Source organism: Algoriphagus sp. Y33 (genome assembly GCF_014838715.1).
GTDB lineage: Bacteria > Bacteroidota > Bacteroidia > Cytophagales > Cyclobacteriaceae > Algoriphagus.
Map to the genome: position 1 here is coordinate 3,621,373 of NZ_CP061947.1, position 25,624 is coordinate 3,646,996.

Genomic DNA, 25,624 nt, shown 5'->3' on the forward strand with positions numbered 1-25,624 from the left:
AATTGTATCAAATAAAAATGAGAAGTCAAAAATATTTCTGGGCTGCCAATCTCAAATTCCTCAGAAAGAGAAGAAAATTCAGCCAGGATGAGCTTGCTGAAAAACTCGGGATGACCCGGGTGAAGCTCAATTCATTGGAAAACGGACACACTAAATCACCCTCCATCGATGATTTATTGTTGTGTGCGGACTTTTTCAGAATGAGCGTGGATACGCTGCTCAGGATAGAGCTATCCAGACTCAGCGAATTGAAAATCCGTGACCTGGAAGCGGGAAACGACATTTATATGGCAGGTTCCAAGATGCGGGTGCTTGCCACTACTGTTAACTTAACCAATGAGGACAACATAGAAATGGTACCCGTTAAAGCCAAAGCCGGGTACATGGAAGGTTATGGTGACCCGGAGTTTATCAGTACACTCCCGGTATTCAATCTACCTACTTTCCCCAAGGACAAAAAGTACAGAATGTTTCAGACAGAAGGTGACAGTATGCTTCCTATTCCTGACGGTGCATATGTAATCGGATCATTTTTGATGGACTGGAAACTAGCCAAGGAAACAGCCTGTGTGGTAGTAACTGAAAATGAAGGCATCAGTTTTAAGATGGTGAGCTTTAGTGAGGAAAAGAAAAGTTTCTCTTTGAGATCATTAAACCCGCTTTATTCAACCTATGAAGTAAATGCTGAAGAAGTACGGGAAATCTGGAAGTTTGAGGCAACACTTTCAAAAGAATTGCCGACAGAGACACTTACGCTACAGCAGATAGGATTGGGCATAGCTGAGATAAACAGAAAGCTGGAAGATTTAACCAATTGACGCGTCAAAGTGATCCATGCTTCTGGTCTTCAGTTTTCTGCTTAAATAAACTGGCTAAACATCCATATGAGAAATAAAATCCAACCTGTTAAAATAAAGACTGTCTATCTACCCATCTTTACCGGACGATTTAACTACAATGAAAAGATTACGCATACTCTGTACTAAAAAATTAACCCAAGGAACTTTTGAAGGAGACATTACCCATATCGGAGGTGTAAACGGAACAGGTGAGAAATGGAATATTTCAGTGAAGGAAGCGGTGGATGGAATCATGTCCGGAGCATTTGAATTCTACATCGTAGAGCAGTTTGAAGAAATAAACGTACAGGTCACCGGGGAAATCGAAAAATCACTGACTGCAAAAGGACAGGGATATCTTCATAATCTGTTGCTTGACCTTCCGGATTGTCCTTAGGTATCAACATATCAATTGGTTTAATAATTAAATCCGGGACTGTCATTCATTCCATCGCTCTACCTACTTCTTCAGTGTAGGCACATTTCAAATTTCCCGTCAAATTTGAGGAACGGAGACTACAGTAGTTTTGTCTCCAATTTGACATTGGTGAAAAACTATCTAACATGGGTAATTACAGCTTTGATGGGAATTTTTAACCATTGTAAGATGCATCACATCAATAAGGATAGTTACCGCACTTTTAAATAAGTCTCGGGACCAAGACAGTCACTTAAAACTTGCATTGAATCTATACAGGGATACGTTAACAGGAATGATTCATTGATTTTACCTAATACTAAAGAACCAGTAAATTCCTGATAGTAAGGATCTTTACTACTAATCAATTGATCCTTCCTAAAACAGTCACCAGACAATTCGATTGAGGGATCGGGGCCAAAAGCAGAAGTGAGAACCATTTTAAATACTTCTCCTCGGAGAGAATATGTCCCCTCGTTATAAGAACTCAGGCACCGCTCCTCAGTATCTGCCGGTGTGACAAAATTCTCAATTAACACATTGCCCGATCTGCTAAATGTCATTACAAGTACTTGCAGGTACCTTGGTGGATCAACATTAGATAAACGCGTATTTTCATAAACTCCCTCTAAGTAAATCTCCGGAAGATCATCTTCTTTTTTACATGAAAAAAATAAGGACATTAGTAAACTAAGAAGTGAAAAGAGTTTTTTCATAGTGTATTTAAATTGATAGTGCCAATTTATAAAACAAGCAGCTGTAAATGTAACAGCCATGACAAAAAAAAGGGGATCTCTCCCCTAGATCTAAAATGGAGGCTCCATCAGAATGTAATCCACCGCCTTTTGAGCTTTGCTCGCAGCCTCTATCAGTAAGTGCTTATCGTTTCGGAGTTCGTTCAGCCAGTGTTGGATGTAAGCTGCCGAGTTCTCCAGCAGATTCTGATCCAATATCCCCGTGAGGTTGTTCAGATACCCTGCGCCCATCTCAGCAATCAGCTCCTCCTTGCTGTAAAACTCAGAGGCAAACTGTTGGGGTTCTGAAACCCCTATCCTATTTAACCTGGAAGGGTGGCCTGTGCTGTGGACTAGCTCATGGTACAATACCCCAAAATATTGCTCAGCCGAGTCAAACAGGTTTCTCTCCGGCATCGTGATTTGATCCAGGTCTGCCCGGTAGTAAGCCGAGGAACCAGAATGAATCAACTCAGGAGCCCTTAACATTTCCTCATAAATCCTTTGGCATTGCTCATTTTCGGGTAGCGGCTCAGCTTTGCTTATTTCAGGAAATTCCCAGTCTATTCCCTCAATCTGTTCTATGGGAAACACTTTGAACTCCTTGAGAAAACCCGATTTACTCACCAGTTTGAGATCATATTCCCCTATCCTATCTTCTGGAATCACCTTTCCCGTCTTCTTATCCCGAAAGGCAAAGTTCCAGTAGCAGATGGGTAGTGCCTTTGCCCCTTTTTTGATTTTTCCTCCCAATCCATTTGCCTGTTTGAAAGTCAGGTAGTAAGGATACTGATGGCCACAGGATAGTAAAAGCCAAAGATTTATCCCTCTATAAGGCTTCTTGGTCAGGTAATTTGCCGGCATTCCCATCTCATGCCATGGTTGTCTCCAGGGAATCACTCCCTGCTCCAGTTTCTCAATAATCAGATCGGTAAACTTCCGGTAGATATCCGATGATCCTTTTGCGGGTTGTGTAGTGCATCCCTTGTTACTTGCAAAATCATTTCCCCCTTTTCTCTTAGTGGATGTCTTTGCTGATGTTTTTACTTGCGTCTTCATAGTCTTTTGTGTTTTGGTTTGACAAATACTTATGAAGCTGCACCAGCCTGAGACCGGCACTAAGTGCAAGAGGAAACGGAATAAACCAGCAAAGGCAAGAGCGCCGGCTTTATGCCGTAGTCTCTTGCCTCGTGTGACGGGATCAGGCTAAATTGGCGGAAGAAGGAATGGAAAAAATAATAAGTCCTATTATTGGCTTATTTGAAATTTCAAAAAGTCTGAATGATAGAATTGTATAAATTCCATTTGCAACGGCTAAAAATCACATACAAAAGGCTAGAGGATCATGAAATGCTCATTAGTAGAAATACCTATGTATAGAAATCTGGAATCAATCGCGATTTTACAATAATGAATACCTACGAATAGCTTCCATGGATTTTCCGAAACGGAAAGTTCATGGAAACTAAAAAAAGAAGAAGAGCCCTCGAGCTCCCCATAATCAGCAAAGGAATAAAATCCTTCCTCAGCAAGAATCAGATGATCCAGTACAGGGACATCTAAAATCCTGCCTGCTTCTTTAATTCTTTGAGTTAATCTCTTATCCTGTTCTGAAGGCATCAAGTTTCCACTCGGGTGATTATGGGCCAGTATTACAGAGCTTGCATTAGCCTTGATTGCAGCTGCAAAAACCAGTTTTACATCCACCACAGTCCCTGCGGTTCCTCCCGAGCTGATGGTTACTATTCCCAGTACCCTATTGGCTCTGGACAGCAGCATTACTTTGAAGTCTTCAGCAAAGCCAATCCTTTCCTGATCCCAGACTTTGGCAAACACTTCATGAACCTGTCTTGAACTTGCTACCCTAGGTCTTTGGGATGACTTTACCTTGGCACTGTAGCCCAGCTTGATCTCAGCTACTTCATACAAATCAATTTTTCTTTCCTGAGTCTCCATAATCTTTTTCGTTTTTGTGGAACAATGAATTATGAAGCTCCATCAGGCCTTGGGCGACAAAGACCGGAAGGAAAAGGAATAAAAAGCGCAGCGAAGCAAGCGGCTTTATGCCGGAAGCTTACGGTCGCCCAGAGCCCAGAGGACTAACTTTGTGAGGAATTCAGGGGTAAAAAAGTTCAGTTGAAATCTATTCAGCCAACGGCATAACAGGAAGCTCCTCATATTCTTCCCTAAGAATGACTTCGGGTACATTTGAGTCCTCAGTACGGGAGGCAAGCAGGCGGCTCACTGTATGAAAACCCATCCCACTCGCCCCAAAAGGCTTCATCAGGTTTTCAATGTCCGCCTTCTTGAGATCCGGAGAAATCCACGCCTTGGCATCAGCAACATTAAGGGTCGGTTGCCAGCACCAGCAGGTGGGGATGGGCAAATCCGTTCAGGTGGTATCCCATCTTCTCAATACTCCTTCTTTTTTTGGCTTAGCATTGAATTCCATACTTAAATCCAGCTCAATTTGCTCCCCTTTCTGATTGACATTGTAGCACATAGTATCCCCTACTTTTATACCTACCTAAAAGATAAACAACAAATTCCAAGAACGATAATGGCCCATGCATTTATACTAAACGAAATGATTCGCAGAACTCGATAATTCTTCCTCTTCATATTGTCAGACAGGATCAGTTTTCGGGAACTCATCCTTCTTTTCAGGAGGCAGTCCATCACCCTTCCTTGGAAAACAAGGATCTTCTTCAATTTGATCTGGTGGAATTGTATCGGGAAAGGGTCAGGGAGATCGGGAGGATTGAGTTGAATAGTAGCTTTCGGCCTGTTACTAAGGAAATAAAAAAACGTCGATGCCCCATGGAACATCGGAATTATCCATGCATGAATGTCCGAGACAAGATAGGCAGCTGTAGTCTTTCTAAACCAATCTTTATTTGACCCTGTTCCGTTTGTTTTCCCCGGGTTTTAATCGGCCACAGGATTGGCTGCCATAATAATAAGACGTATATTTACTCTGGCTTTAGGGGTATTCTGAGAAGAATTGAGATAGTCCCTTCGAACCTGATCCGGTTGACACCGGCGTAGGGAAAAGCAGACAAAGCACCGTCCGGTATGCTGTCTTTCTTTTTATCCAAAGGAATTCCTTTAGCCATTTTCACTTTCCAAAAGTAAAAAACAATGGCAAAAAATCTCTGGAAACACATTCAGAAGGTACGGCAAACCTCTCCCCTAGTCCACAATATCACCAATTTCGTGGTCATGAATAATTCGGCCAATGCTTTATTGGCTGTAGGAGCATCACCTATTATGTCTCACGCCCATTCCGAAGTTGAGGACATGGTAAATATCTGTCAGTCGCTGGTCATCAACATTGGTACATTGGATGAATATTTTGTGAAGTCCATGATTCTCGCCGCGCAAAAAGCCAATGAGTTAAACAAACCTTGGGTATTGGATCCTGTTGGTGCCGGTGCTTCTCCTTATCGAAATGAGGTTCTGATGCAACTTTTGGCCTATTCCCCCACGGTAATAAGAGGAAATGCTTCTGAAATTATGGCACTTGCCCAAGCTGACCGAGTCTCAACCAAAGGGGTTGACAGCACCGCCAAAAGTGATGAAGCGATTCACGCCGCGGAATACGTTCATCAAAAATATGGATCAATAATCTGCATATCGGGAGAAACAGACATCATCGTGGGCAATTCCCGGCAGACCTTCATCAGTAATGGTGATGGGTTGATGACAAAAGTAACCGGCTTAGGATGCTCTGCGACTGCGGTGATCGGTGCATTTATCGCCGTCATTGAAAACAGGGAAGAAGCGGTCTGTGCAGCAACCGCCCTGTTCAGCATCAGTGGTGAATTGGCAGCCCACCAAAGCAAAGGCCCGGGAACCCTACAGGCCAACCTATTGGATAAGTTGTATCACCTGACAGAAGATGAATTTGTCGCGGTCTTGAAAATCAGAAACAATGGATAGAAATCCATTCCCATATAAACTGTATTTGGTCGTCTCGGAGGCTGCTTGCAAAAAGGACTTTTTGCATGTGATTGGGCAGGCGATTCAGGGAGGTGTTGACATCGTACAGTATAGGGAAAAGGGACTAAACCCGGAAGAGTATGCATCCAAAGCTTTGCAGGTCAAAGAAATCACCGATAAGTATAATGTCCCTCTCATCATTAATGACAGCGTCTCAGTGGCGAAAAAAATCAACGCTTTTGGGATACATGTAGGCAATTCGGATATAGCCCCAACTGTAATTCGGGAAATATGGAAAGATTGTCAGTGTCTTGGATACTCCATCGAGTATATGAATCAATTGGAATCTAAAGAAACCGCAGCCGCGGACTATTTGGGGGTGAGCCCGGTATTCTCTACCCCGACGAAAATTGACACCATCACAGAATGGGGCATTGAGGGAATGAAAACCATCAGAAAACTCACTACGAAACCACTTGTTGCTATTGGTGGACTCAATCAAAGCAACGTCTCTGAAGTAATGAATGCGGGAGCGGACTCCATTGCCGTGGTCTCCGCGATCTGCGCTGCGGATGACCCACGGGAAGCTGCCTATTCACTGAAGGGGATATTAATGAATTCACTATGAAAAAATACAGTTATCCTTCTGTTTTGGCGATTGCCGGATTTGACGGAAGCGGAGGGGCGGGTATTCAGGCTGACATCAAGACCATCTCTGCCCTGGGGTGCTATGCTACCTCTGTTTTGACAGCTTTACCCGTTCAAAACACCCAGGGTGTGCGGTCTATTTTCCCCATTCCCATAGAGGCAGTGGCGGAGCAGATGGAAGCCGTCTTGGATGATATTTTCCCGCAGGCCATAAAAATAGGAATGGTGCATACGGGCGAGCTCGTGGATACGATTGTTGAAATACTGGCAAAATACCCCAAGGTACCGCTGGTTTTCGATCCTGTCATGGTGGCCACGAGTGGGCATAGATTGATTGAGGAGAAAACAAAGTCAGTGATTGTCGAAAAGTTGTTTCCCATTTCAACACTCATTACTCCCAATATGGATGAAGCCGGGATATTGGCCGGAATGAATGTAAACACGGTAGAAGACATGTACCTAGCAGGTGAGAAGATATTGAAGCTGGGCAGCAATGCCATATTGCTCAAAGGCGGACACCTGAATCTCCCGAAAATCACATCACTGTTTTTTGATGCGGACGGCAGTGTGAAGTCATTTGAACATGAAAAACTCAAAACCAACAACACGCACGGTTCGGGTTGTACTTTATCCTCAGCCATCGCTGGTTATTTAGCGCTGGGAAATGATTTACCAACAGCTATCCAACTTGGAAAGAACTATGTTCATCAGGCCATCTTTGCCGGCAAAGACGTGGTAACCGGCAAGGGGAACGGTCCGCTCAACCACTTTTTCAACCCTCAAAAACTTATAAAAAATGACATGGTCTGATTCAGCCTGGACGCAGATCCAGCCAATTTATCTGCGAATCCTGGACATGCCCTTTATCCAGGAATTGATTGATGGCTCATTGGGTGAAGAAAAATTCCAATTCTACATTGCCCAGGACTCAAACTATCTGGAACATTTTGGAAGGGCATTGGCAGTGATAGGGGCACGCTCCCATGAAACTGGTGATTCACTTGCCTTCATCAGATTTGCCGAAAATGCGATTATTGTAGAAAAGGCATTACACGAATCCTATTTTAATGAATTCGGGATCAAGGGCAAAGTAGCAGCCCAGCCTGCCTGTCACCATTACATTCATTTCTTAAAAAGCACCGCTGCTTTTGATGCGGTGGAAGTAGGTATGGCCAGCGTTCTTCCGTGTTTTTGGATCTACAAGGCAGTTGGGGATTACATTCTGGAGAATCAATCCTCCTCGACCAATCCCTATCAAAAATGGATCGATACCTATGGAGGGGAGGAATTTGCGCAAGCAGTAATGAAAGCGATTACTATCTGCGACAAGGCAGCTCTCGGTACAACGGAAAAAACAAGAAACGATATGATGGAAGCATTTGTCACAGCCACCCGATTAGAGTTTGACTTTTGGGATAACGCCTATCAGTTGAAAACTTGGGTTTAGTTGCGAAGTAAGAGAGAATGTTAAACCCGGATTCTAAGACTTTGAGAAAGTAACGTATAGTAGCTAACTTTTGGAGGCAGCATGAAAGCCTAGGCATTAAATGGTGATTTTATCCCTTCCCGGATTCTGGTAGAAATGCAAAACCCCAACCGATAAGGTCAGGATTTTGAAACGTTAATTGGTGACCATGCCTTGGTTGAACCAACAGTCCCTCATAAGGGCTTTCACTATCGTTTAGTCATGGATGTTCCGCCAGTTCCGCCCAGATCAGGAGAACAACTGTCGCTTGTCCTGTTCTGAAGTCATCAAGTTGCCAATCGGGTGATTATGGGCTTTATGTAAAACTTTACATAAGACCCATTATGCAAAGTATTTATTTATGTGAAGTAATATTGTTAACTCCTTCATATTCAGGTATCTGATAGTGATTTATTTTACAGTCAAATGGTTTGTGATAACTGGGCGGGATTTGTAATTCCACCCTAATATCCTTATCAATTTGAAATTGGCTTTTCTACCTCACCCCTGCCCTCTCCTGAAGAGAGAGGGTGATCGGCTCTGTTATCATTTTACTATCTGATTCAGAATTAAATGGTTTCCGGGTTTATGGCCGGATGGGTGATAAAAGTTGGTTGTTCTACCTCCTCCCATCCTTCCCGATATCGCTGTACTCATCCTTTATTTACAAATTATTGCCAACCGCCTCCCAGAGCCCTATAGAGGTCAATGGAAGCGTAAGGCTTAGATCTAGTTGGCTTTGGAGCAGAATGCCCTGTGCTGTTATAACTTCAAGGTAATTAGCGACCCCGTTTTCGAACAAAAGGGCAGCATTTTCCACGGTATGCTCAAGAGCCTCAACACGGGAAAAAGCAATATCCAGTCGCTGTGTGGTTTTTTCTATTCGCATCAGCGCATCTGACACTTCCTTGACAGCAGCCAGGGGGTGTTTCCTTGAATGGGTAAACTTGTTTCTCCCGCTGGATTTGTTCAACCAACTAGGTTTTCGTTGCGTGCGTAGCACGCAACGAAAACCTAGTTCTCAAGTTTGGCTAATTTCTAGCATGAAACAATGCGGAGAGGATAGGATTATCTGATTTTTTGAGGGTTTGCATTTTTTTCTGGATGTTTACGAAGTCGGAGAAATTGATTTTTGAAGTGTGGGCCCAGTTTATTGCCCTGAATTGGTTGAGGATGTCACCTGTTGTTGTACGGATCGATTTTTCTGATTTATACCACTTTGGACGGGGGAGGACTTGCGTTTTTGCAGTTTCTGAGGCCAGCAGAAGCATGGAATAGACGGCGGTGAGGAATGCGGGGACTTTTTCACAGGCCTGCTCGGTTCTGACCTGGGCTTCCCCGCATCCCAAAATAGTTTTCTCGTCTTTGAAGTTGACCTCTATGCCCCATCTCCAGAGATAGGCTTGCAGCAGTGTGCCCAGGTCCAGCTCCGGTTCGGTACAGACCAGATAGGCCGGATCCCGGTAGAGCAGGCGTGACTTGAGAGTTTTGCGGTAGGAAACCGGACGGATGATAACCAGTTTCAAATCTTTGTTTCCGGCTTTTCTCCAGCGGACAGTCGGGATAACTTTAAGCTGAAACCCGTGAACTTTTCCAGCCGCCCATGCCTGGACTTTTACCCAGGAATAGTCATCGGACTGGCGGATTTGCTCGGGAGTCGGAAGCGGTTCTCCGTAGACTTTTTTCCGTCCCTTACCGGATGTGGGAGGCTCTGGAGGCAGGTAGAGGCTACAGTCTTTCCGGATTCTGCCGATCAGAATGGTGTTGGCAGGGAGCTTTTTCAGAACCGCTTCGTTGGTATAGCTTCCGTCCACGCTGACCACCAGTTCCTTGTCGGTAAAGCCATCCTGATCGAGATTTTCACGCAAGAGCCTGATCCGTTGGGCACCGATGACGCTGAGCTTGGCTTTTTTCTGGGTTTCACGGAACAGTTGCCAATCCTGTTCCCCTGCCGCTTTACCGGGCTTTTTTACACTGGGGCAATGATGTAGATCAACGGGGATGGCCCGGGCCTGTACCGGGCCCATTTTTGAAAAACAGGATAATGAAAGCTGGATGAACCGCTGCCCCCAAACCAGATTAGTCTGGAAAGGTGGGCCAAGCGCATCCCTGAGCCAACGGGCACCAAACACGTTTCTTCCTTTTTTTGGTAACAAGGTGTCATCCATGTGGGCAAAAACATACCGCTGTACCGGATCGGCCAATGTGACAACTTTCCTTCGGATGACACCGAAAATCCCGGCAATATCCATCCTGTCCCCTTTGAAAAGGCGATAGGCGGCCGACCAGTCCTTAAACTGATCACCACTTGCGGTCAGCCAACCTGTAATGGTGGAACGCCCCATACAGGAAAGCACCCCGTTGACCAGCCTTGCGGCTCTTTGCCAGGTGCGAAACTGCTTGAAGCAGGATTGGCATTCTAAGAAAATCCCTTCCAGTACTCCCTTCAGATCTTCTCCGGGAGTTTTTTTTTAAGGTCCGCTACGGACTGGTCACTGCGCTGCAGAACCAGTCTCTGGTGGTCGTCGATGATCCACTCCACTACTTCTCCTTGATGAAATTCGATGGCCTGGGCAACGGCAGCAGGAAAATTGACATACCACTGTTCGCTTTTTGCTCTTTTGATGAGTTGTACTTTGGTTGGATATCCCATATCTAGTTTATTAACTAGATATAATAATCTCAAAAAAAGGCCATAAATCCAAATTATGGCCTTTTTATTTTAAGTATCTAGTAAATAGCCAAACGAAAACCTAGTTGTTACCTGCTGGCTTTTTTTAACTCATTTCTGATAATTTTAAGACTCGATTATCAACAAATATTTCGGGATCAACTTTTCTTTTGTATAAGCTTTCCGTTGTCCATTTCAATTTTTTCGATTTCGCTAATCATTTTTTTAGATTAACTGAGCGGTTTATTTTGTCTATTAAATAAAAATCGTCTTCGTAAAAATCCTCCTCTTTTAGAAGTGACCAAAAACTTGCAGCAATCATTACCCCTGCAGCAAATCCAAGCATTGAATTAAGAACCCTTTTGTTTATTGATTTGAAAAAGAAAACCATTGATGAGCCTGCTGCTGTAACAAACCATGTGAATAACGTAGCTACTAGTGCTAATAATACAGGATTATAATTTAATAATTCTTCCATATCCCATTCATCATGTTTTACCAATAGTAATCAAATATTATTTATCTATTGAGTTTATATTTAATGTAGGATTAGCCTTAATCATACTTTAAGATGATAAAATAGATTATCGGCAATAAAAGTTTACGGTCAACAAATTTCCATTTGTCGCATTTAGTCTTAATTCAGGATCAAAAGGTATCGATCATATCCGGATCTATGTCCGGAAGAATGGTAAAAGTTAGTGCAGTTCGCAGGTCCTTTCAGTCTCTGTACTTGAGGGTCTCAGGCGATAAAGAACAGGGGAAAGGAATAAAATTATATAATCCCATCACGCAGGCTGGCTACTTCACTAAAATAATTTGCCATGGAGTATTTTTATAAACACACCTCATTCCTTCCCAAAAGCCCTGTTTCCCGATACGCTTCGTAACAGCCCCTCCTTAGAAGTGTCCCCATGACATTATCTTAAGCACCGGTTCTAGGGTGTTTTTTGGCGAAAACCAGAAAGCTATCCACAATATAGGGATTTGCCATGGAAATGGCTGGAGTTAGGAGGAACCTGTCGATCTCTGTCACTGGTCAGTTGGAAAGGAAATTAAATACTATATCTGATTATTGATTGCTCATGGCGGCAGGAAGCAGCAACTCTTAAAGCTGGTTTTTTTCCCGCCGTACATTCAAAACCATTTCACAATTTCATCGGCAATCAGTTCGTGTCCCCGGCGGTTGGGATGATTCACATGCGACATGTAGGCTTTGATATTTCCTTCTTCCAGAGCCTTCTTTTGAAACTCCGCAAAGGGATCTGCCAGTCCTACGCTGTATTTGGCCGCTAGTTTTCTTATCTGCTCTGCATGCTGTTCGAGCTGATTGTCGTGTGCCAGGATATCGTGTCGCTGGTCAGGCGACGGTGTCACGAGAATCACCTTGAGGTTTGCTTCCAAAGCCTCCCCTATCATTTTTCCCCAGGCCACTTCGGCTCTTTCCAGGCCAATGCCCAGATCATTCAGCGCATAGTCGATAAACAACACATCAGGTTTATGTGGCAGCACATCCGTGGCCACACGCGGCTGCCCTTTCTCGGAATACTCTCCGCCAATGGCCGTCACGATGACGTTCACCACTGCATGCGGATACATTTCTTTCACTTTCCCAAGTACAATATTAGGGTAAGAATCAAGGGTATGGACCTCAGAATTGTGCCAGTACCCCGCCGGTACAGAATGCCCGTGAAAGACCAGATTGATCGTCCTGTTGTTCGGCCAGCGAGTGGTCAGTTCCTTTTTAAGGTCTGAAAGATAGGCGGCGGTATCTGCCCCTTTTTGGTCCTGCGACACAGAATATCCGGACATCAGGAAAATCAAAAACATGAAAATTATTGTTCTCATTTTAAAACTGTTTACCAAGATACCACCAGCTCGCCGGTCACACCTTCCACTACATAACTGTTGCCAAACTCTTTTTTACCTTTTTTCGATGATATCTTGCCTGTTTTCCAGGGATACCCACTATTCAGGTAGAAACTGATCTCATCTTCCTCGATTCCTTCGTCGGGATATATCCTCACAGTGGCATTTTCGAGTCCCGTAACCTGCAGCCTCCGGGTAACTCCCATTTCGCCGGAATGCATTTCTTTACAAGATACTATTCCGCTTTCTTGCCGCACAAAAACGCGGCACTCGCGGTTCCATGCCGTAGGAAAAGAGTAAGTCGCAAAACCATCTTCCAATTCCGTATCATAGCCCAACAATACAGGCGCTCCCTGACCAAATTTAAACCGGTGATCAACGGTAGTGTTAGGCACATATCCGGCAAAGAAAAAACCATTGTTGCTGCGTGAAATGCTCAACACCGGACTCTTTATCGCAGGATTAAGTTTGTCAACGGCATATTCCAACCCGAATTCTTTGAGCACATACCGCAAGTAAGCGGGCCCTGTGAAATATTTTGTCGGATCATCAGGCTTCAGCAGCCGCTCTCCTTCAAAATGGCTGGAGTTGGTTCCACGCAGGTAAACGATCCTCCCTTCTTTCCAATCGGGATCCTGCCTCACCCAGAGTACATCGCGCGAATGACTCCCCTGCGACATTTTTACCAAAACACGCGTATGCGGATCCTTGCTGTCATTTATCTTGCTTCGCAAACCGCCACCAGAAAACAAGGCATCGTGGCGGATCATTTTCGGAAATTCCTCTTTCAGAATATCATTTTCATAATTTCCTGAAATACCAAATTCTCCTTCGAGCGGGTTTTCATTCCTTAGATTGATCAGCGAAAGAAACTCCTGACCGGCAAAATCCGCCGGGCCATAGACGATTACCTTCCCACCGTTTTTCACAAATCCCATCAGTTGTTTTTCATACTCTGATCCTGCATCCGGGACAATGCTTATCAAAACCGATTCTTCGAATAACTTCGGCTGGTTTTGCAGAGCGGATTTGAAATTCCCGGTAGAGATCACGGTATTCAAAGGCAATCCGTTGTTAATGGCCTGGCGGATAAACCAATCGCCATAGTAAATTTCGGCTAGACGGCTTGGCTGCATATGTGTCCACTGATGATATTCTTCAAAGGGATATACCCAAACCAAGGGGCCTGGAGCCGTAGGTGCGTCATACCTTGCTTTCATGATATGCGAAATTACCTCGTCAGGAACCTGAGTTGGCATATTCCCAAAAGAATCATCTATTGTTAAAAAGTTCAAATGCGTAGGTAGTCCCACTTCCCCCTTACCGTTGATCCGGGCAACCGACATGGGCAGATAAATATCATGAGGCTCCCGGCCATAGCGATCGAGCCAAGGGCTGTTGAGCCACCAGGGATCGTGCGTGTAGTACCGGAAAATATAACGGTCATCCGGTAGCTCTGCCATCCGTGACAAGTATCCTACCAACTCCAGTCCAAAATCGCCGTCAAGTGCCGCCCAAGGGGAATTGGGAGGCGGTAATAGGTTAAAATCACCTTCATAAATCGCCTTTAGATCTACGCCGTCTTTCGCAAGGTCAACACCTGTGGAAAGATTTGTGCCGCGGGTCTCGATCCTGAAATCAGGACATTCCTTGCGAAACAAGCTCCAGAAGTCAATGATTTTTCTACGGGTATCTTCCAGCTTATCCGCATTGAAACCGTTACCTGTAAAAATTGTTCCTGTAGATGCCCATGGCTCCATGCCAAATCCAAACCCATTGCTGAACCAGATATAATCAAAGTCCAGGTCAGACAGGAAATGCTGACTTTGGCGCCCAAAGAAAGTACCAAAAGGCATACCTTCGGGAATGCCCTCCGGAAATCCGGCATAGGCAGCGTCATCGGCATTCAGTGTAGCATAACTGAACACAAATGACTTGTGACCCATCGCGCTACCTTCCAGTATTTCCGGATGCTTTTCATACTTGAAAGGTGATTTGGCAAATTCGGGTCCCGGATCAAAGGTAGCTCCGATCCTCACGGGTTTTCCGGTGATTGCCTCTCCTGTCTCTTTCAATGTTTTGACAATAAGTTTTAGATCTTTATAGGTGAAAGCCGGGGGATTTTCCATGTATAAATAGGCTCGCTCGTGAAGCGACAGCTCTTTTGGTCCTGACCCAACCTCATGTACCGTGTTCGGGTTTCCTATATATTTCGACCACTCGAGCGCCTGGTTAAGATCTCCAGAGTAATCGAGTATCTCCGAGCCATCTGACGTCCATAGCATCACTGAAACGGTATCGGCATGTCTGAGCAAAGAATGCCACTGTGTAAACATTTCCGCCGCCACTTTTTTAAAGTAGGCTTCATCGTTCTGCTTGAAAGGCTTTAGGGATGCTTCCAGTGTAATGTTGTGAAACGGAGTTCCTTTTAGAGATCCCTCTACCAGCGGAAGCGGATTCTGTGCAAAGGTTTTATTGGAAAGGCCGCCAAATCCCTCCAGCAGCAGTATACTCAACACTAATACTTTTACTTTTAACATAGGTACATTTACATTTATCTGCATTGCAAAAAAAGGTTTATTCAAGGGCTGTCAAAGCCGTTGAAGACATGGTATTTGCCACTGAAGATACCAGGGGCTTTGTTTCATTTCGGGATTGACCTCGATTTTCCGCTGCGAAAATGGAACTGATTTTCCTGATGGCGACAATACCGAAAAGCAAAGGGTTTTCCACTGCCATCCAAGGATTTTTTTTCTGTTCTTTATTAGTGACATAGCTTTATTGTAATCGGATCATGAACTTGCTACTTACCTTTTCTCCACTCCCGTAGTTATATAAAGTGACAACGTAAAATCCGGGAAGAGTACCTTCTAACCTTACTTCAACAGCTTGTAGACCTTTTGTAAATGAGCGGGACTCATCCCCCAGCCTTTTACCAAACATATCAGTAACCGTAATTCTGCCCCGGGTGTCTTCCGGGACATCTACTCCAATGGACATGAGTCCCCCTTCATTTTTGTAAACTGTCAATTTGCTTTCCATTCTGTCATTGAACATCGCCGTAATTATTGGATTCAAAAGCACACTGTCCTGAGCTATCTGCGGGCTGTCCGGTGACAAGGTGATGTAATCTATCTCTACCACATTACCAAAAGAAGCCTGACTCACCGGGCTGGGCACATCGAACCGGATAATCCTGATATGGCTTTTTCCCGTCCACGACGCTTCCTCGCTCAACTCTACGGTATATTCTTTATAATCTGAATGGTTAGCTAAAATATCAAACTCGACAAAATGGGCAACATTGTCACCTACCGGCCCCCACCAATAAAATCTGGCTTTCGAGTCACCGGTTACGTTTTTCATTTTAATGGTGGCATATTTATAGACACTTGGATCTATTGGTTCCGCATCTGGCACATCATACCGGATGTTGTGGTAGGTTTGAGCAGTAGTGAGCGAAAGAACACTGTTGGAGGTGCTTGCATTCGTATAATTCACAATATTCCAGCCCTCTACCTTGTTGTTTACCACGGGCTCCTCAAAATGCCAAGTGTAGGCTTGGATTTCTGGAATAGAAGAGAGTAATTTAACCTGATCGACACGGACGTTTTCACCTAGCGATGCGGTGCTTGCCATAGCAGGCAAATCAAAACGGATAATACGGATACTGGTCTTTCCAGTCCAATCGGTATTTTCGCTTAGATCTACAATGTATTCTTGGTAATCCGTATCGTTAGCCGAAATGTCGAACTCCACAAAATTGGCAACATTGTCACCAGCTGGCCCCCACCAGTAAAATCTAGCTTTGGTATCCGGCGTCTCATTTTTCAACTTGATAGAAGCATATTTACTGTGGGACGGATCGATCACATTGCTTGCGGGCACATCATATTTAATGTGTTGGTAGGTCTGGGAAACGGTTAAATTCAAAATTCCATCCGCTGAATTAGCATTGGTATAATTCACAATGGTCCAGCCATCGATGCGGTTATTTTCCACTGTTTCGTCAAATTCCCAGATGTGCGTCTGATAATCTCCCTGCCCTTCACATTCAGAGTTAGCTGTCTTATATAACTCCAAGGTGGCCATTTGCGGCCGATCAACACCACTGATAGGCTCTACCGCCAGCCTATAGCTTCCCCACCTCGGACCCGCCGCCCAATAGGTACCATTTATGCAATTTTCCTGCAAGTAGGCCAGCATGTTGTCGAGCGCAACCAGCCATCTCGGATCATCGTCCGGCACCCCATATTCTCCTATAAATCCTCTGAAACCGTTCTGTTTAATCCAATTTACAAATGGTGCGGTTCTGGTAATGCCTATGTTTGGGTTGGCCCCCTCACCGTCATAGTCTTGGTCGTATTTCCCCGAAGCATCATCGTCAAAATAGACATGCCCTTCAAAGATCAGGTTGTCGGAGGGGTCGTTCAGGTTTTTAAGGTTATCGCTTGCCGAAGGCCATCTTTCTGCCGAACTCCAGCTGTCTCCGGCCACAACTATGGTCGTTTCTGCATCTACATTCCGAATCTCGGTAATTATTGCCTGGGCAATGCCTGCCCAGGGAGTCGTGTGCAACATCCCGTGGGGCTCGTTCATGATGCCATAGCCCCATATGTTCTCTCTCGACTTAAATTCGCCGGCAATCTTTCCCCATACATCGGCAACGGCAGACACGGGCAACGCAGGATCTCCGATGATATATTCGGTGGTATCAATTTTCCTGCGGCCGTAATTGTGCATATCCAGCAATACCCACATTCCCCTGGCCCGTGCGGCGGTCACAAAAGTTTTCATCCTGCTCAGCTCCACGACATTCAATGGCCCATTCAGCTGCTGCTGAATCCGTTCCCATTTAAAGGGCAACCTTATCAGATTCAAGCCTTTAGATTTAAAATAATCCAGTTCTTCTTTTGTGGGATAGCTATAATCCGAGCCATAAACACCCGGCATATCATCTCCAAACTCGGCTCCGGCAAGGTTTACTCCGAACGGCGAGGGCAACAAAGGCGCCATGGGTTGCACAGGTTCCGGTTCCGGCTCCGGCAGCACTTCTGATGACATCTTTATGTAATCGATCTCGATCACCTTACCGTAAGACGAGGAATACAACGGGCTGGGCACGTCAAAGCGGATAGCACTGATAGTCCCTTCCCATCTCGTATCCCTGCTCAAATCGATTTTGTATTCCTTGTATATGGTATCATTGGCTGATATATCAAATTCTACAAAGGCAGCAGTGGCCTGGCTTCCCCACCAATAAAACCGCGCCTTGGTATCGGCAGTAGTGTTCTTCAACAGGATAATAGCTGTTTTACTTTCGGCAGGATCAATCGCATTCCCTGCAGGAACATCGTAGCGGATATGGTTGTAGGTCTGTGTACCCGTGAGATTTAATATTCCATTGTCTGTACCTGCATTGCCGTAGTTGACAATTGTCCAGCCTTCCACCTTATTGCTCACCACGGGGTCTTCAAACTCCCAGACATGGGTTATGCCTACATCGGGATCGTCCATTGCTCCGGTGCGTAGACGAAATTGGCGGGCGACAGGTTTATTGATGAGGTAAATTTCGTTTATAACGTTTACCAACTGTTGCTCAATAGTGCTTTCAGCAGGTTTGTTGATCAGGTAGCTATCAAAAAGATTTTTATTGTGCGTATATTTTAGATCATTTGTATTCTTCAGGGTTTCAATATAGGTTTCAATATCTTCAAAAGTGCCGTGTTTCACCGAATCAGGCAGGTAGTTAATCTCCACTCTTCTTATATCCCGCAGTTTTCGCTGGAGGGACCGGAAAAAGACCGTTTGTTCCCTGACCTGCTCGGCCTGTTTATATTGAGGTGTGTTTTTTTCCAGTGCCAGATTGACGCCGGTCGCCAGATCTTCATGGGAGTAATTGGCGATGAAGACATCGTCAATAGTCAGGGCATATTCGCCTACGGGCAATGCTTTTACCTTGAGAGTTTCGGCATTCAGTTCCTGCATAAAAGGAACCAGCTCCAATGCTGAACTTGCCTCCGGGGCAACCGGAAACGGAAGGCTGTTGGCCAGGTAGGAAAAAGAAATCAAACTATCAGAAGCCTGAAAGTTCTCAATACTGCAGTTTTTACATGGTTTTAATGTTGCTGCATCTATTCTGATAGATCCCACTGTTCTTGGAGCACCTGTTTGCTTGAGGAACTGGTATGCCATGATAAAATTCCCGGGAGTGCCGGGATGAATTCTGTCGTTGCTGATCAAAGTAGCTTGTGGGTTCCCTACCTGTATCTGCTGGTTCAGGGTGTTGAGGATACTCCAATAATCTACAGTCTTCAGGTTATATTCTGTCGCCAACTCATCGATGACATCGGCGCACTGCTTTAGGGCATCGTTTACACCATACATGTTTTGGGCAGGTAGGTCGCCTGTTTGGTCGTATATGGACGGCTTCTGCAAAATCACCTCTGTATTGGCCGCCAAAAGACGTTGGATCACCGTCTCCATATAACTCCGATAGTCGCTTATCGCCCGTTCCTTTTTTGTTTCAATATCAGGATCTCCCTGATTTTCTTCCGAGTACAGTGCCCGGTTCACATCGTTCATACCAGCCATTACGACCGAATAACCGGCCGGTTTGTCAAGGATATCCTCATCCATGCGACGCAGGAAACTGTTGGCATTGTCTCCCCAGATCCCGGAATTATAAAAGGTAACATTTGCCTCCGGAAACCGGGTTGCGTAGTAGAGCATGATGAAGTTGTGAAATTCACCTGAATGGGTGATGCTGTTGCCGACAAAGTTGACGTGATCACCATCCTGAAAGACTACTTCATCTGTACTCTGGGCGCAGCAGACGTGATAGCTTACCAGCATCGCCAGACTGGCCAATAAGGCTGCTTTTCTAAACATATACAGATTATTATGAGTTGAAACTAAATATATAATAATAAAGAAAAGAAGAGGAAGAAGACCAATCACATCATTTCACTGTCATTAGTCCTGTGGCCCTTGCTTTCCCCTTACTTATATTGCTATCAATTGCTCCTAGAAATGTCTTTATTTCTCTGTTGTGGCCTCGTATTCTCCCCAACCCTCCTGCAAAAGAAAGTACACTCGGCAGAAATGTTTTTTGCTCCAGTGTTCTCTTGCCAGTTCGAGATAAGGACCGCGCTTCCGGAAGCTTTCTTCTTTTTCCACCGCACGGTCTTCCATAGCTGTCAGTGACTTCTCGAGATCAGCCAGCCACTCTTTGTCCACTTTTACCTTGCCGCCGGAAATACCCTGAGGAGTGTCCGATGAACTGACAAATGTTCTTAGCTCATATGGAGCGAGCTTCAGATGTAAAGTTTTGGACTTTGCATAAACCTTATTTTTCGCAGGTTCCTGTATTTTTCCTGTTTCATTCAATCTTATGCTGATTTCCACAGCTGCAGGAATGGTATTCAGCACGTAGAAATACAATTTTCCATCAACAATCTTTTGTCGTACCCGCACCGGGTCAGCAAGACCGGGGATATCTTCAAATTTCGTCGCCGGCAAAGCCTGAAAAGCTTTCGAAAATTCCGACAGCTCTTTTTCCATCCCAAAAGTGCCCACCACATAGCCTCCTTTCACGATGCTTGCAGCATCGAGATTATTGAGTGCAATAACATAAGGCTCCAGACTATGGAAGCCGGAGGCATTCAAAGTTGATGCCCTCCAAACCATTTCACTTACCCCCATTTCAGTGAGTCCTTCCATCGGTTTTTCCCGTCCTATTGCATCTTCCCAATAACGATCATGGATCGTAACACGAATGTTTTCCAAGCCCTGCATGGAAGTCACCATCTCCGGGGCGGTCATTACCGTGCGGTCTATATTGGGAATGGCGGGAGGATAATGTGAACGCTTCCATCGAAGATCCGCCGGCACCAGCGTATGGTTGATGACGATGTTCTTTTCGTTTTTATATAGGGCGGGATCAATGCCCATTTCGCGCATTACTTCTACCGGAGGTTCATTGAGGTAGTCTGCAAGTCGCTGATTGTGCATCAGGTGAACAAAAACATTGAGCTTGAGTTTTAAATCCGGACGATAAGCGGCCAGTTTTCTGCCCATCGCAGCATAATGCTCATATAAGATTTGGCACCGCCAGTCGATCCAGGCTTTCTTGGCTTCAGCATTTCCCATAATCCATTCAGAGCTTTTCCTAAACCGACTGGTATCACCGGAAACGTACCCGGGAATTTCAATACCGGAAGCTTCTTGAAAGCGCTGTAAATTAGAATCGTTATAACCGGAAGCCAGAGAGCCAAAGGTGAAGAGTTTAGGCTTGGCCATTACAAGAGAAATTCCGTCAAAAGCAGGTTCCTTCGCATAGCGCTCCGCAATTTCCATGACAATAGTATCGACAGCATGCATTACCCTCGGATCTGCAGCATTGAAGTTGGGGTCGTTGCCATGCCAGTAGCCGTACCACAGTTTTCCGTCTTTGTTGATGTTGATGACCGTTTCTTCACCGCTGTTGATTCTTTCCCAATCAGCCAGTGCATATTTATTTAATCTGGGCAGGGTATGGATGTGCAGGCCGGCGGTAAATTTCATATTTTGTTCACCCAGACGCTTGATGAGGTATGCCGGGTAACCATCAGGATGTGGGCGTTGTCCGCCTTGCGCGCCATCAATATCTGGCTGGAAGGGCTCTACCGATGTCCCATATAACGGCCCTGCATACCACGCCAGCGGGTATTCAAACTCCTTCTGCCCCATGGAATGCAGGTATTGCATAAGGCGATCGGTAGCGATAACAAACCCCTGATGGTCTCTTCCCGACCCAAAGTTGTGGAACAGCACTGGGTCTTCATAATACAAGCCGCTGCTACGGGAAGGTACACTTCCGTGGAAATTGCTCTCCGAGGACGCGACTTTAAATTTATCAATCTTATAAATTTTGATGTCTTTCACTGCCGCCGGATACCCCTTTTCCGCTGTCATAAAGACAAACGCCTGTTTTTTCGAACGAGGCCAAAACACGATCTCAAATTCTTTATCAGCATTAGTCAACGGGTATTCTTCACCGGTTAAGACACCGGTATGCGATTGGAAGTCTATGGCGCCATTGAAATGCTGCAGCATAATTTCCATGGTCCGCGGTTTATCATCCGGATAAGTGACGATTGCCAGGTGCGGCTCTCCGACTGCATCTACTTCAAAATCCATTGCAAACCGGTCGTTGAAATGCTTTCCAGCCTCCCTATAACTGCCAAAAGAAGTTTCACAAACAAGGGTGCCTCCGGATTCTGCAATAGGCTCTTTTTCAGTAGCTTTTACATGAGAGACCAATTGATAGCTCCAATCCTGCGCCACCGCCTTTTCTTTACTTTCGAAGACATGAAGCGGCGTAACGGTTTGTTTTCTTTGGTTATTCTCAAGGTATGTGATGGTGAAAGAAAAAGTACCTGTTTTATCTGTTTTCACCGGAATCTGCAGGGTTGTATGACTCGATTTTTTCAGCGACTGCTCTTCCAAATCAGCCTTAAACAGTTCGTCCCCATTGTGATCGGTGAGCGTGCATACGATGTTCGTTAGTGCTACCGGATGATCCGAAGGGTTGACGAGTTCCGCAGTCAGAATATTCTCCTTGCCTGCCGGAATAAAGGGATCTTTAACCGAAATTTGGGCAGAGAAATGCCGGTATTTAAGGAATTCTTCTCCCGCTTCTACTTCTGTGAATTCTCGGTTGTAAATAGTAAATTCGTCGATGGCAACATGCGATGCTTCTTCTCCGCCGGCGTTACCTGCACCTATAAAAAAGCTGTCGTAGCTTTTGGGAATCCACCGTGGCATCCATCCGGTAGATGCGGCTTTTCCGTCCACATAGATAAAAGCGCCCTTCTTCACATTCCAGGTGATGGACAGGTGGTGCCATACATTTCCTTTCCAAGAGTCGATCTTGTGATAATAAATGAAGGAATCCCTGGAGTCTTTCAAGCTGAAACGAATAAAACGGCCTGGAAAAAGCTCAATCCGAAAATTGTTCTCACCTGCATCTTTTGGACCGTTTTCTGAAAATAGCGTCAGGGGCCCTTGCTCTGGCATTTTGTCGCCTGTCTTCAGCCAGAAGCTGATCGTTCCTTTTTCTTTATCCAGATTTTTCAGCGAAGGATATTGCAATACTTTGCCCGCTTCAAAAAAAGCAGCTTTGCCGTCCACACCAGAGATCAACTCCGGAAAATTTTTGTTCAACGGATCGTTCCCCCCCATTGCAAAGGGTGAAAAACCTTCTTCAAAATCAAGAAAAAACAGCTTTTGCAATGGTTTTTTCGCAATGCTATCGTCGGCGGCTATATTTCCGGAGAATATAATAAAGACTAAGAAAATAATTGTACGAACTGTGTTCATGTTCAGATGTTTTGATGTAGGAAGGCCAAAGCCTTCCTTGGAGGTGAGCTCTGCTCCGGCCTTAGGGATTGCTTTAGTCTTCACAATTTGCTATTCAACTATAACTGCTTCAATGTTTAAGTATTCAGCGATCTTCCTGATCGTCTTCGCATGGTGACCTACTCCCAATGCAAAATGATGGGTTGGTCCTTCCTTGACCCATTTCGTAAGAAAGGTCCTTACATCCGGTTTAAAGTAACCCCGGGTATTGGTATTTCCTGTTGGCGGTATTGGACCTTCCACCGATTCTCCTTCTGCGATAACAAATTTGAATTTGCCCTCATAAGTGGAGGTGATGCTCAACATCGTAATAGGGCCTTCCTTGATTTTAAATTCCACTCCTGCACCAAAACCCGGCTTTCCATGATATTTCTTCAAGCTTCTCAAAACCGGTTTACCTTCCGCAATGGAAATATTATGCGGGCCGTCGTGCCCTACAAGAATAAAATTCTCCTTAAAATCAACCGGGTGAAATTCTGCGAAGCTTCCGCCGATCCTGAGCCTGTCCATAATGAACATTGCCAGACAGCATTTCAAATCGGATTCGCCGCACATGGGAAAACCAGCGCTCGTCAGCAGGGAGTTGCCTACGATTAGATTAGACATTACCAACTGGGTGTCGCTGTTTTCCTCTCCATTATAATAATAGGCAAGCCCGTCCAGCTCCTTATCTTCCACAAATTTTTTCAAGGCTACCGATACGCTCGCCGCGACCTCCAGGTCTTCCTGCTTAAGTTTTTCCGAAATCGGGTCAGAAACCGGATCCGGCGTATCAAAAAATGCGAGTATGCGCTGCTCTTCAGTTTCTATTTCATTTTCATTTACTTCTCTCTGGTATTTGGTGACGATCTCATGGGCTTCACACTGCACAACGTGCACCCCAAAATGCGCTGTGAGCATGGTGGAATCAGAGTGCATATCGAGCATGGCTTCAATAGGATGTCCTATATGTCCGATGCGTGCTGTTTTTAATCCATTTAAAACCCTCGCAATGTTGCAATATTCTCTGATCTCCTTTTCCGACTGAGGATCATCGTGCAACGTACCAATGATGACTTCAGGGACTTTTTTTCCCATTCTCACCGCAACACCGGTAAACTCCGGCAAGGAGCAGACGTCATCGTTGTAAAGTTGCATATAAGTTGAGGCCTTTGAATAATCCATTGCCTTGTCTGGCTGTAAGGCCACCAATACGATGGGTACATCCAGGTTCTTGATGATGACACCGAATGTGCTGGAGGTGGCGTAGGTGAGCATGTCACAAAAAATGAGATCCAGATTGGCTGCTTTAAGCTTTGGCACAAGGTCGTAAGCGCTTTTTGCGTCGTCAACCAACCCAAATTCTATTATGTCTGCTTTATTTTTCTTTAATTTCTCTACAAATACGTTTTGTTTTTCCAGCAAATCTTCCAAGAGACCGTCGAATTGCGCCCAATATTTGAAATATCCGACCCCAAAAACACCTATTCTGGGAACAGTTTCCTCCCTTCTTACCACCTGTCCGTTCATGCCGACCTGTTCCCCTTTTAATAGTTCATTCATAATTCTTTGTTTAAGCTATTTTTATATTATTAACGCACTAAGTATTATTCTACATTCCAATCCAATTCCGTATTAGCCATGGTGTTTTCTTAAAACACCCCGTTTGCTTATTCTAAATTTCCCTTCCTATAGGTCAAAAAGATTACCCGGAAGAACTTTACCCGCTAGTACATTGGCGTTTTTCCTACTCAACCGTAATCGTAAACTGCCTGATCACCTCTTTATGGTCATCTACAGTGTAGTTTGATCCCATGAACGTCACGGTGTATGTTCCCGGAGTATTGTATACAAATTCATACCCTTCCAGCGCGTTCGAGCCAATGTTCTGAATAGGGAGGCCTGTATCCGGCGGAACCTTGGTGAAGTTCAGTGCTTTGGTGATCATCCAGTCTTCACTCTGCGGCGCATTGAAGCCTCCACCGATGATGTATGCTTGGGTATTGTTGTTTCTGAGGATCCATTGAGAGGCATCGTTGAGAATGCTAAACGTAGACCAGCTTGCAGAAGGCATCGTCACTACCGGCAGCGCATTGCCATCGTCCATAACCGTATTTGCCACAAAATCGTGGATTATCCAGTTGCCCGGAATATGAGTATCACTAGTCTCACCTATAAATTTGAATCCGAAATACAAGGGTTTTCCAGGGTCAATGTACCCGCTCAGATCCAGAACGCCCGAGGGAGTTATGGTGGTGTTAGAAGCAATATCGGCTTTCTCAGTAATATCTGTCCAAGTAGCATTTACCACACCGGCAGAATCCATGGAAGCCAGGTCGGCAGTCACCATAAGTCTTAGAGAACCGAGTTGGGTTCCCCCACCTCCGTACTGAGTCACCAGTTCAATCTGCGGAACGCCGTCCTTGATTTCCGTCCTGTTCCGGAATTCATAGTCTGCGCCAGGAAGACCGGAATAAAAGGTAATGTTACCGGCATAACCGGTAAAAGCGAACCTTACTGTATCTCCTGTTTTGTAGACAGGCCCCGCCTGCAATTTTACATCAAAGTCAGGAGCATCTACCTCTAATCTGTATTCACACGAGAACAAAATGATCATCAACGGTATAAATGTATTTAAGAACTTCATATCTGTCTGTT

The 25,624-nt window shown here is 45.0% G+C and carries 21 protein-coding genes and 1 riboswitch; of the genes, 6 read left to right on the top strand and 15 right to left on the bottom strand.

The window, feature by feature from the left end:
- The first annotated feature begins 17 nt into the window (after positions 1 to 17).
- Together ID165_RS14535 and ID165_RS14540 are read left to right on the top strand one after the other, a co-directional pair.
- A complete protein-coding gene (locus ID165_RS14535; protein ID WP_192085544.1) occupies positions 18 to 818 on the top strand; it encodes a LexA family transcriptional regulator in 801 nt (266 codons plus the stop codon).
- A gap of 139 nt (positions 819 to 957) precedes the next feature.
- On the top strand, positions 958 to 1,236 hold the full coding sequence (locus ID165_RS14540) for a DUF3892 domain-containing protein (protein ID WP_192085545.1): 279 nt from the start codon (positions 958 to 960) through the stop codon (positions 1,234 to 1,236).
- Positions 1,237 to 1,469: 233 nt separating this feature from the next.
- Here the strand turns inward: ID165_RS14540 and ID165_RS14545 are convergent, their stop codons facing one another.
- The 4 genes from ID165_RS14545 to ID165_RS14560 form a co-directional block, all read right to left on the bottom strand.
- Complete coding sequence (locus ID165_RS14545; RefSeq protein ID WP_192085546.1) at positions 1,470 to 1,973, bottom strand: hypothetical protein; 504 nt, start codon at positions 1,971 to 1,973, stop codon at positions 1,470 to 1,472.
- A gap of 90 nt (positions 1,974 to 2,063) precedes the next feature.
- The gene (locus ID165_RS14550) at positions 2,064 to 3,050 is read right to left on the bottom strand and encodes an ArdC family protein (protein ID WP_192085547.1); all 987 of its coding nucleotides are present in this window, start codon (positions 3,048 to 3,050) and stop codon (positions 2,064 to 2,066) included.
- 276 nt (positions 3,051 to 3,326) lie between these two features.
- Positions 3,327 to 3,947 (bottom strand): RadC family protein, encoded by a 621-nt coding sequence (locus ID165_RS14555; protein WP_192085548.1) that lies wholly within the window; start codon positions 3,945 to 3,947, stop codon positions 3,327 to 3,329.
- Positions 3,948 to 4,134: 187 nt separating this feature from the next.
- Positions 4,135 to 4,275 (bottom strand): hypothetical protein, encoded by a 141-nt coding sequence (locus ID165_RS14560; protein ID WP_192085549.1) that lies wholly within the window; start codon positions 4,273 to 4,275, stop codon positions 4,135 to 4,137.
- 691 nt (positions 4,276 to 4,966) lie between these two features.
- Positions 4,967 to 5,059, top strand: a riboswitch (TPP riboswitch).
- A 73-nt stretch (positions 5,060 to 5,132) separates the two neighbouring features.
- On the opposite strand from ID165_RS14560, the gene thiM reads away from it, so the two are divergent.
- The 4 genes from thiM to ID165_RS14580 are packed head-to-tail and all read left to right on the top strand — an operon-like array spanning position 5,133 to position 8,028.
- Complete coding sequence (thiM, locus tag ID165_RS14565) at positions 5,133 to 5,933, top strand: hydroxyethylthiazole kinase (RefSeq protein ID WP_192085550.1); 801 nt, start codon at positions 5,133 to 5,135, stop codon at positions 5,931 to 5,933.
- Entirely contained in the window at positions 5,926 to 6,561 is a 636-nt protein-coding gene (thiE, locus tag ID165_RS14570; protein WP_192085551.1) for a thiamine phosphate synthase, read from the top strand. The genes thiM and thiE overlap by 8 nt, the downstream gene beginning before the upstream one ends.
- On the top strand, positions 6,558 to 7,391 hold the full coding sequence (gene thiD / locus ID165_RS14575; RefSeq protein ID WP_192085552.1) for a bifunctional hydroxymethylpyrimidine kinase/phosphomethylpyrimidine kinase: 834 nt from the start codon (positions 6,558 to 6,560) through the stop codon (positions 7,389 to 7,391). The genes thiE and thiD overlap by 4 nt, the downstream gene beginning before the upstream one ends.
- Entirely contained in the window at positions 7,378 to 8,028 is a 651-nt protein-coding gene (locus ID165_RS14580) for a TenA family protein (RefSeq protein ID WP_192085553.1), read from the top strand. The genes thiD and ID165_RS14580 overlap by 14 nt, the downstream gene beginning before the upstream one ends.
- Before the next feature lie 682 nt (positions 8,029 to 8,710).
- On the opposite strand, the gene ID165_RS14585 is transcribed toward ID165_RS14580, so the two are convergent.
- The 11 genes from ID165_RS14585 to ID165_RS14635 form a co-directional block, all read right to left on the bottom strand.
- On the bottom strand, positions 8,711 to 9,019 hold the full coding sequence (locus ID165_RS14585) for a hypothetical protein (RefSeq protein WP_192085554.1): 309 nt from the start codon (positions 9,017 to 9,019) through the stop codon (positions 8,711 to 8,713).
- A gap of 58 nt (positions 9,020 to 9,077) precedes the next feature.
- Complete coding sequence (locus ID165_RS14590) at positions 9,078 to 10,496, bottom strand: transposase (protein ID WP_370539761.1); 1,419 nt, start codon at positions 10,494 to 10,496, stop codon at positions 9,078 to 9,080.
- Positions 10,493 to 10,699: a hypothetical protein gene (locus ID165_RS14595; protein ID WP_192085555.1), complete on the bottom strand. Its 207-nt coding sequence runs from the start codon at positions 10,697 to 10,699 to the stop codon at positions 10,493 to 10,495. Before ID165_RS14595 ends, ID165_RS14590 begins: the two co-directional genes overlap by 4 nt.
- A 235-nt stretch (positions 10,700 to 10,934) precedes the next feature.
- A complete protein-coding gene (locus ID165_RS14600; RefSeq protein ID WP_225586746.1) occupies positions 10,935 to 11,195 on the bottom strand; it encodes a ZIP family metal transporter in 261 nt (86 codons plus the stop codon).
- 659 nt (positions 11,196 to 11,854) lie between these two features.
- The gene (locus tag ID165_RS14605) at positions 11,855 to 12,565 is read right to left on the bottom strand and encodes an SGNH/GDSL hydrolase family protein (protein WP_192085556.1); all 711 of its coding nucleotides are present in this window, start codon (positions 12,563 to 12,565) and stop codon (positions 11,855 to 11,857) included.
- Between the two features lie 11 nt (positions 12,566 to 12,576).
- Complete coding sequence (locus tag ID165_RS14610; RefSeq protein WP_225586748.1) at positions 12,577 to 15,150, bottom strand: hypothetical protein; 2,574 nt, start codon at positions 15,148 to 15,150, stop codon at positions 12,577 to 12,579.
- 13 nt (positions 15,151 to 15,163) lie between these two features.
- Positions 15,164 to 15,325: a hypothetical protein gene (locus ID165_RS14615; protein WP_192085557.1), complete on the bottom strand. Its 162-nt coding sequence runs from the start codon at positions 15,323 to 15,325 to the stop codon at positions 15,164 to 15,166.
- Between the two features lie 39 nt (positions 15,326 to 15,364).
- Complete coding sequence (locus ID165_RS14620) at positions 15,365 to 19,477, bottom strand: cellulase family glycosylhydrolase (RefSeq protein WP_192085558.1); 4,113 nt, start codon at positions 19,475 to 19,477, stop codon at positions 15,365 to 15,367.
- 147 nt (positions 19,478 to 19,624) lie between these two features.
- Positions 19,625 to 23,032 (bottom strand): LamG domain-containing protein, encoded by a 3,408-nt coding sequence (locus ID165_RS14625; protein WP_192085559.1) that lies wholly within the window; start codon positions 23,030 to 23,032, stop codon positions 19,625 to 19,627.
- 6 nt (positions 23,033 to 23,038) lie between these two features.
- Positions 23,039 to 24,529, bottom strand: coding sequence for an L-fucose/L-arabinose isomerase family protein (locus ID165_RS14630; RefSeq protein ID WP_192085560.1), 1,491 nt, complete (start codon positions 24,527 to 24,529; stop codon positions 23,039 to 23,041).
- A gap of 184 nt (positions 24,530 to 24,713) precedes the next feature.
- Positions 24,714 to 25,613, bottom strand: a complete 900-nt coding sequence (locus tag ID165_RS14635; protein WP_192085561.1) for a DUF5017 domain-containing protein — start codon at positions 25,611 to 25,613, stop codon at positions 24,714 to 24,716.
- Positions 25,614 to 25,624: the final 11 nt, after the last annotated feature.